Annotated in this window: 13 protein-coding genes; 3 read left to right on the top strand and 10 right to left on the bottom strand. The window is 65.7% G+C overall.

Annotated features, from left to right (window positions below):
• Positions 1 to 6: 6 nt before the first annotated feature.
• The 7 genes from AC3IT0_RS04890 to AC3IT0_RS04860 all read right to left on the bottom strand — a co-directional run bounded on the left by AC3IT0_RS04890 (position 7) and on the right by AC3IT0_RS04860 (position 9,958).
• Positions 7 to 2,079: an ABC transporter ATP-binding protein gene (locus AC3IT0_RS04890; protein ID WP_489322657.1), complete on the bottom strand. Its 2,073-nt coding sequence runs from the start codon at positions 2,077 to 2,079 to the stop codon at positions 7 to 9.
• Positions 2,076 to 3,809, bottom strand: coding sequence for an ABC transporter ATP-binding protein (locus AC3IT0_RS04885; RefSeq protein ID WP_489322656.1), 1,734 nt, complete (start codon positions 3,807 to 3,809; stop codon positions 2,076 to 2,078). Before AC3IT0_RS04885 ends, AC3IT0_RS04890 begins: the two co-directional genes overlap by 4 nt.
• A 280-nt stretch (positions 3,810 to 4,089) precedes the next feature.
• On the bottom strand, positions 4,090 to 5,709 hold the full coding sequence (locus AC3IT0_RS04880) for an MFS transporter (RefSeq protein WP_489322655.1): 1,620 nt from the start codon (positions 5,707 to 5,709) through the stop codon (positions 4,090 to 4,092).
• A gap of 1 nt (position 5,710) precedes the next feature.
• The gene (locus tag AC3IT0_RS04875; protein ID WP_489322654.1) at positions 5,711 to 6,232 is read right to left on the bottom strand and encodes a MarR family winged helix-turn-helix transcriptional regulator; all 522 of its coding nucleotides are present in this window, start codon (positions 6,230 to 6,232) and stop codon (positions 5,711 to 5,713) included.
• Positions 6,233 to 6,441: 209 nt separating this feature from the next.
• The gene (locus tag AC3IT0_RS04870; RefSeq protein WP_489322653.1) at positions 6,442 to 8,136 is read right to left on the bottom strand and encodes a thiamine pyrophosphate-binding protein; all 1,695 of its coding nucleotides are present in this window, start codon (positions 8,134 to 8,136) and stop codon (positions 6,442 to 6,444) included.
• A 5-nt stretch (positions 8,137 to 8,141) separates the two neighbouring features.
• Positions 8,142 to 9,206, bottom strand: coding sequence for an agmatinase (gene speB / locus AC3IT0_RS04865; protein ID WP_489322652.1), 1,065 nt, complete (start codon positions 9,204 to 9,206; stop codon positions 8,142 to 8,144).
• A 176-nt stretch (positions 9,207 to 9,382) separates the two neighbouring features.
• The gene (locus AC3IT0_RS04860) at positions 9,383 to 9,958 is read right to left on the bottom strand and encodes a helix-turn-helix domain-containing protein (protein WP_489322651.1); all 576 of its coding nucleotides are present in this window, start codon (positions 9,956 to 9,958) and stop codon (positions 9,383 to 9,385) included.
• A gap of 284 nt (positions 9,959 to 10,242) precedes the next feature.
• Here AC3IT0_RS04860 and AC3IT0_RS04855 point away from each other — a divergent pair, with 284 nt between their 5' ends.
• Positions 10,243 to 11,784, top strand: coding sequence for a sodium:solute symporter family protein (locus AC3IT0_RS04855; protein ID WP_489322650.1), 1,542 nt, complete (start codon positions 10,243 to 10,245; stop codon positions 11,782 to 11,784).
• Positions 11,785 to 11,865: 81 nt separating this feature from the next.
• On the opposite strand, the gene AC3IT0_RS04850 is transcribed toward AC3IT0_RS04855, so the two are convergent.
• Entirely contained in the window at positions 11,866 to 12,090 is a 225-nt protein-coding gene (locus AC3IT0_RS04850) for a hypothetical protein (protein ID WP_489322649.1), read from the bottom strand.
• Positions 12,091 to 12,358: 268 nt separating this feature from the next.
• On the opposite strand from AC3IT0_RS04850, the gene AC3IT0_RS04845 reads away from it, so the two are divergent.
• The gene (locus AC3IT0_RS04845; protein ID WP_489322648.1) at positions 12,359 to 13,498 is read left to right on the top strand and encodes a VIT1/CCC1 transporter family protein; all 1,140 of its coding nucleotides are present in this window, start codon (positions 12,359 to 12,361) and stop codon (positions 13,496 to 13,498) included.
• Positions 13,499 to 13,572: 74 nt separating this feature from the next.
• Positions 13,573 to 13,911: a YciI family protein gene (locus AC3IT0_RS04840; protein ID WP_489322647.1), complete on the top strand. Its 339-nt coding sequence runs from the start codon at positions 13,573 to 13,575 to the stop codon at positions 13,909 to 13,911.
• Here AC3IT0_RS04840 and AC3IT0_RS04835 read toward each other — a convergent pair.
• Positions 13,908 to 15,041, bottom strand: a complete 1,134-nt coding sequence (locus tag AC3IT0_RS04835) for an LOG family protein (protein WP_489322646.1) — start codon at positions 15,039 to 15,041, stop codon at positions 13,908 to 13,910. The two genes, AC3IT0_RS04840 and AC3IT0_RS04835, sit on opposite strands and share 4 nt — an antisense overlap.
• Positions 15,042 to 15,134: 93 nt before the next feature.
• Positions 15,135 to 15,908: an SDR family NAD(P)-dependent oxidoreductase gene (locus tag AC3IT0_RS04830; protein WP_489322645.1), complete on the bottom strand. Its 774-nt coding sequence runs from the start codon at positions 15,906 to 15,908 to the stop codon at positions 15,135 to 15,137.
• Between the last annotated feature and the right edge of the window lie 17 nt (positions 15,909 to 15,925).

The raw sequence follows: 15,925 nt of genomic DNA, 5'->3' as shown, positions 1-15,925 counted from the left end.
CCGCGCTCAGCTGTGGACCGCCGTCGAATCGTCCACAACGAATTCTTCAACGTCTGAACCGGCGAACTGGGACATGTACAGCCGGTAATAAGCACCCTCAGCCGCCAGCAGCGTCTTGTGGTTGCCCTGCTCCACGATCTTGCCGTTCTCCATCACCAGGATGGTGTCGGCGTCGCGGATGGTGGAGAGCCGGTGGGCGATCACAAAGCTGGTCCGGTCCGTCCGCAGCGCCGCCATGGCTTTCTGGACCAGCAGCTCGGTGCGTGTATCCACGGAACTCGTGGCCTCATCGAGGATGAGCAGCGACGGGTTGGCCACAAACGCGCGGGCGATGGTGATCAGCTGCTTTTCACCGGCGCTGACGTTGTTGCCTTCCTCATCGATCACGGTGTCGTAGCCATCCGGCAGGGCCCGCACAAAGCGGTCCACGAAGGTGGCCTTGGCGGCTGCCATGACCTGCTCCTCGGTGGCGTCAAGGTTGCCGTACTGGATGTTGTCGTAGATGGACCCGCCAAACAGCCACGCATCCTGGAGCACCATGCCCACCTTGGACCGCAGCTCGGACCGGCTCAGGTGCGTGACATCCACGCCGTCCAGGGTGATGGCACCTGAGTTGAGCTCGTAGAAGCGCATCACGAGGTTCACCAGGGTGGTCTTGCCGGCCCCGGTGGGACCAACAATTGCCACGGTGTGCCCGGGTTCTGCCGTGAAGGACAGGTTTTCGATCAGCGGCTTGTCCTCGGAATAGCTGAACGTGACGCCCTTGAACTCCACGTGCCCGTCGGTCTTGGCCGGCAGGTGCTCGGTGGCGGTCTCGGAGTCCTGCTCATCGGCGTCGAGGAATTCAAAGACGCGCTCCGAGGACGCCACGCCGGACTGCAGCATGTTGGCCATGCCGGCCATCTGGCCCAGCGGCTGGGTGAACTCGCGCGAGTACTGGATGAACGCCGTGGCGTCGCCGAGGGACATCGAGCCAGAGGCAACCCGGAGGCCACCCACAACGGCGATGCCCACATAGCTGAGGTAGGAAACGAACTGCATGACCGGGAAGATCATGCCGGAGACGAACTGGGCTCCGAAGCTGGCCTTGTAGAGGGCCTCGTTCCGCTCTTCGAAGCGTTCCAGCATGTCAGCGTCACGGCCGAAGACCCGCACAAGGTCGTGCCCGGAGAAGGATTCCTCGATCTGGCCGTTCAGCTCGCCCGTGTTCTTCCACTGGGCGACGAAGAGCTTCTGGCTGCGCGAGCCGATCAGGCCGGCAGCCACACCGGACAGCGGCAGCGCAACGAGGGCGATGAGGGCAAGCTGCCAGGACACGATGAACATCATGATGACGACGCCGATGACGGTCAGCAGCGAGCTGATCAGCTGCGCGAAGGCCTGCTGCAGCGCCTGCTGGACGTTGTCGACGTCGTTCGTCACCCGGGAGAGGACGTCGCCGCGCTGGCGCGTGTCGAAGTAGTTCAGCGGGAGCCGGTTCAGCTTCTTTTCGGTGTCGTCCCGGAGCCTACGGATCACCTTCATGACAATGCGGTTCAGCACGTAGCCCTGCAGCCAGAGGAAGATGTTGGCCACAAAGTACATCAGCAGCACGACGGCGATCAGGACTGAGAGCTTCTGGAAGTTGATCCCGGTACCCGGAACCAGCTCCATCCGGGACACCATGTCCGCGAAGTTGTCCTGACCCTGCTGGCGCAGGCCTTCAACGAACTCGTCCTTGCTGGCGCCTGCGGGCAGTTGTTTGCCCACCACGCCGCCGAAGATGACGTCCATGGCCTGGCCCAGGATCTTGGGGGCGATGACGTTCAGGACCACCGAGACAACCACCAGGGCCACTACGGCGTAGATGCCCACAGCTTCCGGCTTCAGGAGCCCCATCAGGCGTTTCGCCGAGGGCCAGAAGTGCTCGGCCTTTTTGGCGGGCATGCCGCCGAACATGTCGCCGTCAGCCTCCGAGGGCTTGTATTCCTCCTCGAAGAAATCGTCGTCCTCCAACGGGTCCTCCGGGGTTGCGGTGCCGGTGCCTGTATCGGGCGCTTCTGTGGTCGAGCCTGTCGAAACCTTCTTTCCGGCGCTCATGCCATTTCCTCCACGCTCAGCTGGGATTCAACAATTTCCTGGTAGGTGGGTGATGTTTCCAGGAGTTCCTCATGCGTTCCGCGGTCCACGATCCGGCCGTTGTCCAGGACCAGGATCTGGTCTGCGTCGGTGATGGTGGAGATCCGCTGGGCCACGATGATCACGGTGGCGTCGGCGGTGGTCTGTTTCAGCGCTGCACGGAGCCTGGCATCGGTTGCCACGTCCAGTGCCGAGAATGAATCGTCAAAGAGGTAGACCTTGGGTTTGGTGATCAACGCCCGTGCGATGCAAAGCCGCTGCCGCTGGCCGCCGGAGACGTTGGTGCCGCCCTGCGCGATGCGGGCGTTCAGTCCGTTCTTCTTCTCGCGGACAAAGCCCTCGCCCTGGGCAATCTGCAGCGCGTCCCAGAGTTCCTGGTCCGTGGCTTCGGTCTTGCCGAAGCGCAGGTTGTGCTCGATGGTGCCCGAGAAAAGGTACGGCCGCTGCGGTACCAGGGCCACGCGCTTGGTGATCTCGGCCCGGTCCAGGTTCCTGACGGAGACGCCGTCCAGGAGGACTTCGCCCTCGGCGATGTCGTAGAGGCGCGGCAGCAGGGCCAGCAGCGAGGTCTTGCCTGCACCGGTGGAACCGATGATGGCAACGGTCTCGCCCGGCTTGGCGGTGAAGCTGATGTTGCTCAGCACCGGCGACTCGGCACCGGGGTAGGCAAAGGTGACGTTCCGGTACTCCACTACCCCGGCCAGCGTGGCGGGAGTTTCGGGACGTTCGGGATCGTGGATGGAGGGTTCGACGTCGAGCACTTCACCGATGCGGTCCGCGCAGACCGAGGCGCGCGGGATCATCATGGCCATAAACGTGCCCATCATAACGGCGATCAGGATCTGGAGCAGGTACTGCAGGAACGCGGTCAGGGCGCCCACCTGCATCTCGCCTGAATCCACGCGCTGGCCGCCAAACCACAGCACCGCGGCCGTGGACAGGTGCAGGATCATGCCGATGGCCGGGAACATCAGGACAAACAACGCACCGATCTTCAGGGAGACGTCGGTCAGGTCCTTGTTGGCAACGCCGAAACGCTCCGTTTCATAGGGTTCGCGGACAAAGGCGCGGACCACCCGGATGCCGATGATCTGCTCGCGAAGGACGGCGTTGATGCGGTCGATCCTCTTCTGCATGGAACGGAACAGGGGCATCAGCCGGACCACCAGGTAGCCCACCACAACGATCAGTACGGGCACGGACACCCAGACCAGCCACGACAGGCTGACGTCCTCGCGCAGCGCCATGATGATGCCCCCGATGCACATGATGGGGGTGGCCACCATGAAGTTCAGGCCCATCAGCACGAGCATCTGGACCTGCTGGACGTCGTTCGTGCCGCGGGTGATGAGGGTGGGGGCGCCGAACGTGTTCACGTCCTTGGCGGAGAAACTGGTGACCTTGCGGAACACGCCGCGGCGCAGATCGCGGCCCACGGCCATGGCCGTTTTGGAGCCGTAGTAGACGCCGGCGATGGCGGTGCCCACCTGGACAATGGCCACCAGCAGCATCACGGACCCGGTGCGCCAGATGAAATCCGTATCCCCGCGGGAGACGCCTTCATCGATGATCTGGGCATTGAGGCTGGGAAGGTAGAGCGCTGCGATGGTGGACGCCAGCTGGAACACAACGACGGCCACGATGTATGGCATATACGGTTTGGAGTAGCGCCGAATGAGGGTGAGGAGCATGCCCGTGAATCCTTAGGAAGAGAGCGCGAAATGATGAGGATAAGTAGTAACAGACGGGGCTGACATTTCTCAGGCTACCTACTCTACGAAATCCGTTGCCCGGGCGAAACATCTACGGCAAAGATCATCCGATCGGCGTACTCCCCCACATGTTCCCCACCACCCACCTGCGCGAAAGGACACTTGAGGCCCTGGATCCACGGGGCCTCAAGTGTCCCTTCGCGCTTAGTCGGGGCGGGCCCAGGTCAGCCGCCGGCGCTTAGGTCAGCGGGAACTCAGGTCAGCGGCTCGCGGAGGCGAGTTCCGGCGTCGTGCTTTCAGTGTCTGTGCTTTCCCCGGCATCTGCGTTTTCCGCGACAGCAGCCTCCGGCTGGATGTCAACGGTGCGCCGCAGCGGGCGTTCCTTGATGAAGAGGACCGAGATCAGGGCTATCACCGCAACGCCGGCGGAGATCAGGAACACCTCGGCGGTGGCGTCGCCGTAAGCGGCACGCATGATCTCGCGCACTGGTGCAGGCATATCAACGAGGTCCATGCTGGCTCCGACCGACCCGCCCGCCACCGGGATGCCGGCCGCTGCCAGGCCCTGCGTGGCGAGTTCGCTGACCCGGCTGCTGAGGACGGCCCCGAGCACGGACACACCGATCGCGCCGCCCACCGAACGGAAGAATGCCACAGACGCGCTGGCCGACCCGATGTCGGACGCCCGGACCGTGTTCTGCACCGCCAGGACCAGGTTCTGCATCAGCATGCCAAGGCCCACACCCAGGACTGCGGTGGAGAGCCCGGCCTGCCACAGTTCGGTGGTGTGGTCCATGGTGCCGGCCAGTCCCAGGCCGCCGATCAGCAGGATGGACCCGCCGATCAGGTAGCCCTTCCACTTGCCGGTGTGGCTGATCAGCAGACCGGAAACGACCGAGCCTGTCAGGTTGCCGGCGATCATCGGAAGCGTCAGGAGCCCGGCTTCGGTAGGCGTGGCGCCGCGGGCCACCTGGAAGTACTGGCCCAGGAAGGTGGTTGAACCGAACATCGCGATGCCCACGGCCACTGAAGCGATGATGGCCAAAGCGGTGGTGCGTTCGGAGATGATCTTCAGCGGGATGATGGGCTGCTCCACCTTGGACTCCACCAGCACCAGCAGGGCCAGCAGCACCACGCCGCCGCCCACCATGGCGGCCGACTGCCAGGAGACCCAGTCGTAGTAGGCGGGGTTGCCGGCGAAGGAAACCCAGATCAGGAGCAGGCTGACACCGGAGGTCAGCAGGATGGAGCCAAGCCAGTCGATCTGGACGTGGCGCTTGATGTGCTCGATTTTCAGCGTGATCTGGAGCAGGATGAGCGCGACGACGGCGAGCGGCACACAGACGAAGAAGGTCCAGCGCCAGCCCAGCGGGCTGTCCACGATGAATCCGCCCAGCAGCGGTCCGCCGGCAGTGGCCACCGCCATCACGGCGCCCATGTAGCCGGAGTATTTGCCGCGGTCCCGCGGCGGGATCATGGTGCCGATGATGGCCTGCGCCAGTGCGGTGAGTCCACCCATGGCCACGCCCTGGATAACGCGTGCGGTGAGCAGCAGCGGGATGGTCTCGGAGAGTCCGGCCATGACCGAGCCGGCCACGAAGATGACGATGCTCAGCTGGACCAGCAGCTTCTTGTTGAAGAGGTCGGACAGCTTGCCCCAGATGGGGGTGGTGACGGCGTTGGCCAGCAGGGCGGCCGTGATCACCCACGCGAAGTCGGTCTGCGTGCCATGCAGATCGGACATGATGGTGGGCAGCGCGTTGGCCACGATGGTGCTGCTGAGGATGGCGGTGAAGAACGCCGCGAGGAGCCCGGTCAGGGCTTCCATGATCTGGCGGTGGGTCATCGCCAAGGGCGGCGCGGCGGGTTGGCTCGACATATCAGTGCTCCTGGAGGTTCTGGGTTGCGGCGGCCGTTGCCGCGTTTGGAAGTGCCGGGACTGAATGTGCCCGGACTGCATGTGCTCGGGCTGAATGCTTGAGGGACGCCGAGAGTTTGGTCAGGATCCGCGCCGTATCTTCGGCGTCCTCCTGGTTCCAATCACTGAGGTACTCCTGCAGCGTGGCTGTGCGGCGCTCTTCGACCTTCCGGAGCTTGTCCGCGCCGGCCGGCGACAGGGCAACCAACTGGGCGCGGCCGTCGTCGGGATCCTGCCGCCGGATGACGTAACCCTGCTCTTCAAGGTCCGCGATATGGCGGCTGAGGACGGGGGCGCTGACGCCGAGCCGCTCCGCCAGGTGCGTGGCACGGGATTCCCCCTCCCCCACGAACCTGAGCACGCCCTGCAGTGCAACCCCGGTGTCCTGTCCGCGGAAGCTCGCCGCGGCGACACAGCGGACCACCCTTTGGAGGTCGAAAATGCGGTAGACAAGGTCCGCTGCGGTGTCCGGGGTGACTGCCATGATCAAACTCTCCTCTTTTGTTTGCCTAAGGCAACCATATCCGCAAATGGTTGCTTTGGGAAACTAAAGACGGCGCGATGCGGCACACACACCGGACAACAAAAGCGCGAAAGGATACTTGAGGCCCTTTGGAATGGGGCCTCAAGTGTCCTTTCGCGCTGTAGTGAATCGGGGGGCTGTGGTGAAGCGGGTGCTTTGGTGCTGGGTGTTCAGCCGTCCAGGTGGGTGGGGCCGAACATCTTCAGCAGCGTTTCAACCACGACGACGTTGGGTCCGTCCGCCGCGAAGCCCGCCTTGAGCGCGTCCCCGACATCCTCGGGGGCCACTCGCGTCGCCGGCACACCGAAGGCTTCGGCGAGCTTGACGAAGTCGGGCCTCGCGAGCTCGGTGGCCGTGGCCTTGCCGAACGCACCCACCATGTATTCGCGCAGGATGCCGTAGCCGCCGTCGTCCACGATCAGCCAGGTGACCGGGATGTTGTGCTGCTTGGCGGTGGCGAGTTCGGAAATGGAGTACATGGATGATCCGTCACCGGACACGGCAAGCACGCGGCCGGGTTTGCCCAGCGTTTCCAGCCCGACGGCGCCGCCGATGGCCGCCGGGAAGCCGTAGCCCAGGCCGCCGGCGCCCTGGGCGGAGTGGAACTGGCCCTGCCGTGCGTCCCAGCAGCTCCAGCCCCAGTACGCGGAGATGGTCATGTCCCAGAAGGTCTGCATGTCCGCGGGGACGGCTTCGCGGATGTCGGACATGAACTTCAGCTCTTTGCCCAGGTCCTGCGATTCCAGCCGCGCGCGAACCTTGGCGAGGGCGTCCTTCACCAGGTCTTCCGGGGCGGTCCCGTGCCAGCTGCGGGTGGTGTCGACGGGCGCAACCAGGGCCTCGTCGAGGGCGCTGAGTGCCTGGCCGGCGTCGGCACGGATGCCCAGGCCGGGACTGTTCGATTCGAGGACGCGCGGTTCGGCGTCGATCTGGATGATGCGGCCGCGGGGCGCGAACGTGAAGTAGTTGGACGTGACTTCACCGAGGGACGAGCCGATGACAATCAGGACGTCGGCATCTTCCAGGAGGTCCGTCATATGCCGGTCCTCGATCCACGACTGCAGCGAGAGCTCATGGGTCCACGGGAAGGCGCCGTTGCCGCCAGGGGTGCAGATGACCGGTGCCCGCAGCTTTTCGGCAATCGAGAGCAGCGATTTTTCGGCCCGGCCCCGCCGGGTACCGCCGCCGGCGATGATGGCGGGACGTTCCGCCGTCGACAGCCATTTCACTGCTTCCCGGACCAGTTCCACTCGGGGCGGGTTGTCCGCTGCTTCGGCGAGCGCGTCCTCCACCGGCGGAACCATGATGGGATCCAGCAGCACGTTCTGCGGGATTTCCAGCCAGACCGGGCCTTGCGGCGAAGAGATGGCTTCAGTCCAGGCGTCCTGGATGGCCGAAGGGATTCCCGACGCGTGCTGGATCAGGCGCTGGCTCTTGGTGACGTTCGCGGCCGAGGCCTTCTGGTCATCGAGCTGGTGCAACATGCCCTTGCGGCGGGCGCCGAGTCCCTCGAGCGGGATCTGGCTGGCCACCACCACCATGGGCACACCCGTGGCGTAGGCCTCCTGCAGGCCGGCGAGGGACGTCAGCGCACCGGGTCCGGTGGACAGGAACAGCACACCCACTTCACCGGTGGCGCGGGAATACCCGTCCGCGGCGAAGGCGCTGTTGTTCTCCACACGGGAAGAGACGAAGTGCAGGTTGCCGCGGCCCATGGCATCAAACAGGCCGAGGGCGTGCTGGCCCGGGATGCCGAAGACGGTCTTGGCGCCGAGCGCTTCAAGGGTTTCGACGACGAGGTCCCCGCCGTTGCGCTGGCTGGTCCCCCTGGTAGGGGCTGCTGTGCCCGGATCGAAATCAATCATGGTGGCTACTCCTTGGGTCCGGCGGCGAAACCGGCAGGTTGGCGGGCTTCTTGGCCGAGAGCTTGGGCGGCGTAGCCGTTGGCTGTCCCGAAACGGTCACCTTCAACAGCATTGTCCGCCATCAGGGTGACCAGTTCATAGGCCACATGGCTGGCTGCCACGCCCGTAATTTCGGCGTGGTCGTAGGCGGGAGCCACCTCGACGACGTCGGCGCCCACCAGGTTCATGCCGCGGAAGCCGCGGATGATCTCCAGGAGTTCACGGCTGGTGATGCCGCCGGCCTCCGGGGTTCCGGTACCGGGCGCATGTGCGGGGTCCAGGACGTCGATGTCCACGGAGATGTACAGCGGGCGGTTGCCGATCCGGTCGCGGACCTTGGCCACGGTCTCCAGGACACCCTGGTAGTAGACGTCCGCGGAGGTGACGATGCCGAACCCGAAGCGTTGGTCGTCGTCGAGATCCTTCTTGCCGTAGAGCGGGCCGCGCGTGCCGATATGGCTGATCGCTTCGGTGTCCAGGATGCCTTCTTCAACGGCGCGGCGGAACGGGGTGCCGTGGGTGTATTCGGCGCCGAAGTAGGTGTCCCAGGTGTCCAGGTGGGCGTCGAAGTGCAGCATGGCGATGGGTCCGCCGGCGCGCTCGGCGGCCGCGCGGAGCAGGGGCAGGGCGATGGTGTGGTCCCCGCCGAGCGTCACCAGCTTGCTGCCGCCCGCGGTGAGGTCCAGAGCGTTCTGCTGGATGGTTTCGATGGCTTCGTTGATGTTGAACGGGTTGACGGCCATGTCTCCGGCGTCAGCCACCTGGATGTTTTCGAACGGGCTGACGTCCCAGGCGGGGTTGTACGGGCGGAGCAGCCGGCTGGCCTCGCGGATGTGGTTGGAGCCAAACCGGGCGCCGGGGCGGTACGAAACACCCGAGTCGAAGGGCACTCCCACCACCGTCACGTCAGCCTTGGCCACCTGGTCCAGGCGCGGCAGGCGGGCGTAGGTTGCAGCGCCGGCATAGCGCGGGATACGGGATGAATCGATGGGGCCAAGGTTGCCGTTGGCTTCGATGCGCAGCTCTTTCAAAATGAGCCTCTCCTTCGAGGATTGATCGGCGGGTGTGACAGCCATCATAGCCGGAAGTTTCCTAATGCGCATCAAGTGTTTACAAAACATGCAACGAGGGCCCAAGTAGGTAGCAGTAAGTGTCGTTTTGAGCGCTCAAAACGACACTTACTGCTACCTACTTGGGGAGAGAGGGGCTACCGGCTGGCGGCGGGGACCAGGACCCAGAGAACCTCGACGGCATCGTCGGTGGGATTGACCCACGTATGCGGCTCGCGGCCCGGGAAGGTCACGGTGTCGCCGGTGCTGAGCTCGTATTCCTCGTTGGTCAGGATCAGCCGGATGCGTCCGTTGATCACATGGAGCACATCCACGTCACAGTCCACGGCGTAGAGCTCAGCCTCGCCGCGGCCGTGGGGCTCAATGACGGCCTGGATGATCTGGATGCGCCGTTCGGAACGGGCAGTCAGCAGCCGCTCCACGATGCCTTCGCCGCCCAGGGAGATGCGGGGCCCGTCGTTCCGCTTGGTCAGGTGCGTTTCCGGGGCCACAAACAAATCGCCGATGGAGATGGACAGGACCTGGCACAGGGTCACCAGCGACGCGACCGACGGCGACGTAAGGTCACGTTCCACCCGGCTGAGGAAGCCCTTGGTCAAGCCGGTGGCGTCGGCAACCTGCTCGATGGTCAGCCGCTGGGACTGCCGGGCGGCACGGATTCGGGAACCGATGGCAACGGGAACGTTGCTCGGCTCAACTGGCAGTGCCTTCATGTGCGGACCTTTCATGGCCGGCGGTGCGGCCCCATCTCTGGAGCAATCCTAATGGCCAGCCGGCCCGCGTGACGTGGCGAGCGCCGCGGCGAACAACAGATGGTGTGGCCGATCTTGACTGTTGCGTCGGTCACAGCATACGCTTCTGGGCAACAAGTGTTGCCTGTGAGGCACTATTTGAGGAACTCTTCCTCCCAATTCCACAAGAGCAGCGGAATACCGGCTTCCCCAGCAGCGCCGCCGGGATTCCAGACACACTGCAGATCAGCTCCAAGGAGCCCCAAATGGACGCTAACTTCGTCAACATCGCCATCGTGGTGGTGTACCTCATTGCCATGCTGGCCTTCGGCTGGTGGGGCAAGTCCCGCACCAAGAACAACAGCGACTTCCTGGTTGCCGGCCGCCGCCTCGGCCCCCTGCTCTACACCGGCACCATGGCCGCCGTCGTCCTCGGCGGTGCCTCCACCGTCGGCGGCGTCGGCCTGGGCTACAGGTTCGGCATCTCCGGCATGTGGCTTGTGGTTGCCATCGGCGCGGGTGTGCTCCTCCTGAGCCTGCTCTTCGCCGGCACCATCCAGCGGCTGAAGATCTACACGGTCTCCCAGATGCTCAGCCTGCGCTACGGCCAGCGCGCCACCCAGACCTCCGGCATAGTGATGCTGGCCTACACCCTGATGCTCTGCGCCACCTCCACGGGCGCCTACGCCACCATCTTTGTGGTCCTGTTCGACTGGGAGCGCTGGCTCGCCATCGCCGTCGGCGGCGCCATCGTCCTGGTCTACTCCACGATCGGCGGCATGTGGTCCATCACCCTGGCCGACCAGGTGCAGTTCATCATCAAGACCGTGGGCATCTTCGCCCTGATGCTGCCGTTCACGCTCAACGCCGCCGGCGGCTTCGACGGCATCCGCAGCCGCGTTGACGCCAGCTTCTTCCAGCTTGATGGCATCGGGCTGCAGACCATCATCACGTACTTCGTGGTCTACACCCTCGGCCTGCTCATCGGCCAGGACATCTGGCAGCGCGTCTTTACCGCCAAGACCCCCACCGTGGCCCGCTGGGGCGGCGCAACGGCCGGCGTCTACTGCATCCTGTACGGCGTCGCCGGTGCCCTGATCGGCCTGGCCGCCCGCGTGGCCCTGCCCGACATCGACGTCGCCAACCTCGGCAAGGACGTTGTCTACGCCGAGGTCGCCACCCAGCTCCTGCCGATCGGCATCGGCGGCCTGGTCATGGCCGCCGCAGTCGCCGCCATGATGTCCACCGCCTCCGGCGCCCTGATCGCAGCTGCCACGGTGGCCCGTGCCGACGTGGTGCCGTTCGTGGCCAGCTGGTTCGGCAAGACGATCAACACCGACGACACCGAAAACCCCGAGCACGACGTCAAGGCCAACCGTTACTGGGTCCTGGGCCTGGGCATCGTGGCCGTGCTGATCTCCATGGCGGCGCAGGACGTCGTGGTGGCACTGACCATCGCCTACGACATCCTGGTGGGCGGCCTGCTGGTGGCCATCCTCGGCGGCCTGGTCTGGAAGCGCGGCACCGGCATCGCAGCCGCCTGGTCCATGGCCGTTGGCTCGGTCCTGACCCTGGCCCTGCTGATCATGTACGCCGTCGGAGTCATCCCCAGCGCCGACGGCGTCTACGCCAACGAACCCATCTACTGGGGCCTCGGCGCCTCGCTGGTTACCTACATCGTGATCTCACTGCTCACGCCGCCCACGGACCCCGAGGTCCGCGAGGCCTGGGAGAAGCGGGTCGCCGGAGCGGTCACCGAAGAACTGCCCATGGAGGCCCACCCGGTCGCCAGCCACTCGACCCACTGAGCCAGCAGCTTCACCGAGTTAAGTACGACGGCGGCACTCCCGTTCGCTTCCCGGCGAACCGGAGTGCCGCCGTCGTACGTTCTATTCCGTTCCGCGGAACTCGTCCTCATCGAGGGGAACCACGCGCTCCTCGGCGTCGACTGCTGCCGCGGGCGCGGGAACCACCGCTTCTTCGGCGTCCAGGAATTCGTCCTCGGCGTCCCAGTCGTCTATGCGGACCGGTACGTCCTCGGCGTAGTCATAAGCTGGATCCGATTCAACGGATTCCAGGTGCGGCATGTCCGGGTGCTGTCCGGTGGTGCTCATGGTTCGACCTCCGTTTGTTCGCCTGACGTGCGTTGTCGGTGGGCGCCGTCGGTGGGCGCGGGCGGGCGCCACTCCTTCATCACAGCACCGCCGGTGGGTCCGGTCAAGGGCCACCGCAACCCGTCCCGGCACACCCGGCGGACCACCATATTTTGAGGGAAACCTAAACTCCGCAGTGAGGGCAGCCAGCCGAAAATCCGCGGAATTCCGCGGTAAACTGGGCCAGGCAATGGGGCCGTACCATGCCCATCCAGCACAGGAGCCTTGCGTGTCTCAGCACCCCCAACCCAGCCAAGCCCGGCCGGCGGAACCCAGTCCGTCCGCGCCGCAGCCCACACCGGCCGACATCCGCCGGTGGCGCCAGTACCTGGCGGACGAACGCGCAGAAGCCGCCGTCTACCGCGATCTCGCCCAGAACCGCGACGGCGAAGAGCGCGCCATCCTGCTGGCCCTCGCCGAAGCCGAAGGACGGCACGAGGCCCACTGGCTCAAACTCCTCGGCGACCACGCCCAAAAGTCCCGGCCGGCGTCCCTCCGCAGCCAACTCCTGGGCTTCCTGGCCCGCCATTTCGGCTCCGTTTTCGTCCTGGCCCTGGCCCAGCGCGCTGAAGGCCGCTCCCCCTACGGCATGGAACCCAACGCCACAGACGCCATGGCAGCGGATGAGCAGATCCACGAAGAAGTGGTCCGCGGCCTGGCAACCCGCGGCCGCAACCGGCTCGCCGGGACCTTCCGTGCCGCCGTCTTTGGCGCCAACGATGGCCTGGTCAGCAACCTCTCGCTCGTGGTGGGCATGGCCGCGTCCGGAGTGGCCAGCGGTGTGGTTCTCCTCAGCGGTGTGGCAGGGCTGCTCGCCGGTGCCATGTCCATGGCCGCGGGCGAGTTTGTCTCCGTGCGGTCCCAGCGCGAGCTCCTGGCCGCCACCCAGCCCACCCAGATCACCCTCGCCGCCGCCCCGAAGCTGGACATCGAGCACAACGAACTGATGCTCGTCTACCTGGCGCGCGGGATGTCCCACGAAGCGGCCGAACACCGCGTGGCCGAACGCATGGGGCTGCTGAGCTGCGACTGCGATCCCAGCCTGTCGCTCCAGCCCGAGCTGCCGGAGGCGGAAGACCAGCACGAGGCCGTGGGCACCGCATGGGGGGCGGCGCTCTCCAGCTTCTGCTTCTTCGCCTCCGGCGCGGTGGTCCCCATCCTGCCGTTCCTGTTCGGCCTGACCGGTCTGACCGCCCTCGTGGTAGCCGCAGTACTGGTGGGAATGGCGCTGCTGGCCACCGGCGGAATCGTTGGCCTGCTGTCCGGGACGTCGCCGCTGACGCGCGGGCTGCGCCAGCTGGGCATCGGCCTGGGCGCCGCCGCCGTGACCTACGTGCTGGGGCTGGCCTTCGGCACCGTGGTGGGCTAACACCCGCCAACCGCCTGCCGCGGGACTATCCACAACTGTTGCTGTCCGACCCGCCCGCGGGGCACTATCGACACATGACCAAATACCTCATCTCCTTCCCAAGCGAAGCCATGGTGCTCACCGACGAGGAGTTCCCGATCGTCTTCGCCGAATCCCACGCCGTGATCGAGGAGGCGAAGGCTGCCGGCGTCTACGTATTCGGCGGTGGGATCGCGGAGGAAGTCGATCCCGTGCTTGTCTCCGCCGGCGGGTCGGTGAGCACCGAGATCTATCCGGGCTCCGAACTCAAGGGTGGGTTCACCGTGCTGGAGCTGCCGACGCGCGAGGATGCGGTCGAGTGGGCGAGGAAAATCGCGGTGGCCTGCCGTTGCTCGCAGGAGCTCCGCGAGTTCATGTACGACCCGGCGAGCTAGCCGCCCAGGACCGCGAGCGCCTCGTCCACACTGTCCACCAGGAAAATCCGGTCTTCCATGGTCCGTCCGGCAGCCAGCCGCTGGAGCATGGGCCACGCAGGATACTCGTCCTCCCAGTGCTGCCGACCCACCAGCACCATCGGCGTCACGGCTTCGCGGGCGCTGTAGTAGTTCTCGCAGGCGTCCTGGAAAATTTCCTGCACCGTACCGGCCGCTCCCGGCAGGAAGATGATGCCGCCGTCGCACAATTCCAGCAGGATCGCCTCCCGGATGGCGTTGGCGAAGTACTTGGCGATGTGGGTGGCAAAGTAGTTCGGCGGCTCATGCCCGTAGAACCAGGTGGGGATGCCCAGCGACGGCGTTCCGCCGGGATAGCGTTCGACGACGGCGGCCGCCTCGCGTGCCCACGCGGACACCGAGGGGCGGAAGCCGGGGACGGATCCAAGGCCGGCCAGCGCCGCCGTGAACTCCGCGTGCGGAATGTGGCTAAGATACGCGCCGAGGTTGGCCGCTTCCATGGCACCCGGACCGCCGCCGGTTGCCACCATCCGCCCGCTCTGCGCCAGGAGCCTGCCCAGCTCGGCTGCCTGAGCGAAGTCCGGGGTGCCACGCTGGGCGGCATGTCCGCCCATCACGCCCACGGTGGTGCGGCCGGCGTAGGGGGCCGAATGCGTGAACTCGTCCAGGGCGTCGCCGATGGCGTGGTCATGCAGCGCCGAGGCCAGGGTGGCGTCCAGCCGATTGCGCTGCCCCGGGCTGATGCTCCAGTGATACACCAGGGCGTCAGGCAGCTCCTCATAGGGTGAGTTTTCCAGGCCGGCGTACAGTTCCTGCGGCGTATAGAGCCGCGCCCGGTAAGCATCGAACGGCACACCCTGCAACTTCGGGAAGATCAGTGCGCCGCGTCGACGCAGCCCCTCTTCGACGCGCTGGTCGAAAGTGCAGCCCAGGAAAATGGCACCTTCCACGTCCAGCGCCTCAAGCGCTGCCGTCCGGCCCCGCAGGTCCACGGACTGGGCGTGCCAGCCGTGCATGGCCACCGCGCCGGCAGCGACCAGCCGGTCGAAGGTGTCCAGGCTCTCAACCTCAAGGGTCCGCGGGCTGGGGACCACGCCGCCGGAGGGATTCATAGTCCCAGCCTAGACTTCGGCCGAGGCTCCGGCACGGCACGAGGGCACCCCCGCCGGAGAGGGGGTGCCCTCGTGCCTGGGTCCGGTTCCCGGTCAGGAAACCTGGAGGCCGCCGTTGATGTCGTAGGTGGCGGCGGTGATGTAGCCCGCGTCCTGGCCAAGGAGGAAGGCGATCAGGGCCGCCACTTCCTCACGGGTGCCGACGCGGCCCATCATGATGCCCTCGGACATCTGTGCTTTGCGCTCATCGGTGAGGGTTCCGCCCATGATGTCGGTGTCGATCGGGCCCGGGGCAATCGCATTGACCGTGATCCCGAACTCGCCGACTTCGCGGGCCAGGGCGCGCGTGAACCCGAGGATTCCGGCCTTGGTGGCACTGTAGGCAACCTTCGAGAACGTGCCGCCGCCGCGCTGGGCGGAGATCGACGAGATGCTGACGATGCGCCCGAGCTTGCGCTCGATCATGCCCTTGAGGACCCGCTGGGAAACGATGAAGGTTCCGCGCATGTTGATGGCGAACACCTTGTCCCACTCCTCCACGGTGGTTTCCATGAACGTCGTCGGGGAGCTGATCCCGGCGAGGTTGGCGAGCGCAACGATCGGCGGCATCGAGGCTTCGATCTCGGTGATCGCACGGTCAACGGACGCTTCGTCGGACACGTCGGCTCCGACGCCGATGGCCTTGACCGCACGGTTGGAGCCGATCTCCGCGGCGGCTGCCTTGGCGTCCTCCGCGTTGATGTCGAGGATGGCGATGGACCATCCCTCGCTGGCCATCCGGTCAGCGGCGGCGCGGCCGATGCCGCGGACCGATGCGGCGCCGGTCAGGACGACTGTGCGTTCGGAGGGGAAAGTGCTGCTAGTCATTGGTTTTTCCTTCAGTG

The organism is Pseudarthrobacter sp. KH_020_B (genome assembly GCF_057840185.1).
The sequence above is the reverse complement of the archived record's forward strand: the minus strand, read 5'-3'. Positions and strand labels throughout refer to the sequence as shown.

Coding starts and splice junctions, on each gene's coding strand:
- AC3IT0_RS04890 (WP_489322657.1), bottom strand. CDS start 2,079: ATGAGCGCCGGAAAGAAGGTTTCGACAGGCTCGACCACAGAAGCGCCC.
- AC3IT0_RS04885 (WP_489322656.1), bottom strand. CDS start 3,809: ATGCTCCTCACCCTCATTCGGCGCTACTCCAAACCGTATATGCCATAC.
- AC3IT0_RS04880 (WP_489322655.1), bottom strand. CDS start 5,709: ATGTCGAGCCAACCCGCCGCGCCGCCCTTGGCGATGACCCACCGCCAG.
- AC3IT0_RS04875 (WP_489322654.1), bottom strand. CDS start 6,232: ATGGCAGTCACCCCGGACACCGCAGCGGACCTTGTCTACCGCATTTTC.
- AC3IT0_RS04870 (WP_489322653.1), bottom strand. CDS start 8,136: ATGATTGATTTCGATCCGGGCACAGCAGCCCCTACCAGGGGGACCAGC.
- AC3IT0_RS04860 (WP_489322651.1), bottom strand. CDS start 9,958: ATGAAGGCACTGCCAGTTGAGCCGAGCAACGTTCCCGTTGCCATCGGT.
- AC3IT0_RS04855 (WP_489322650.1), top strand. CDS start 10,243: ATGGACGCTAACTTCGTCAACATCGCCATCGTGGTGGTGTACCTCATT.
- AC3IT0_RS04850 (WP_489322649.1), bottom strand. CDS start 12,090: ATGAGCACCACCGGACAGCACCCGGACATGCCGCACCTGGAATCCGTT.
- AC3IT0_RS04840 (WP_489322647.1), top strand. CDS start 13,573: ATGACCAAATACCTCATCTCCTTCCCAAGCGAAGCCATGGTGCTCACC.
- AC3IT0_RS04835 (WP_489322646.1), bottom strand. CDS start 15,041: ATGAATCCCTCCGGCGGCGTGGTCCCCAGCCCGCGGACCCTTGAGGTT.
- AC3IT0_RS04830 (WP_489322645.1), bottom strand. CDS start 15,908: ATGACTAGCAGCACTTTCCCCTCCGAACGCACAGTCGTCCTGACCGGC.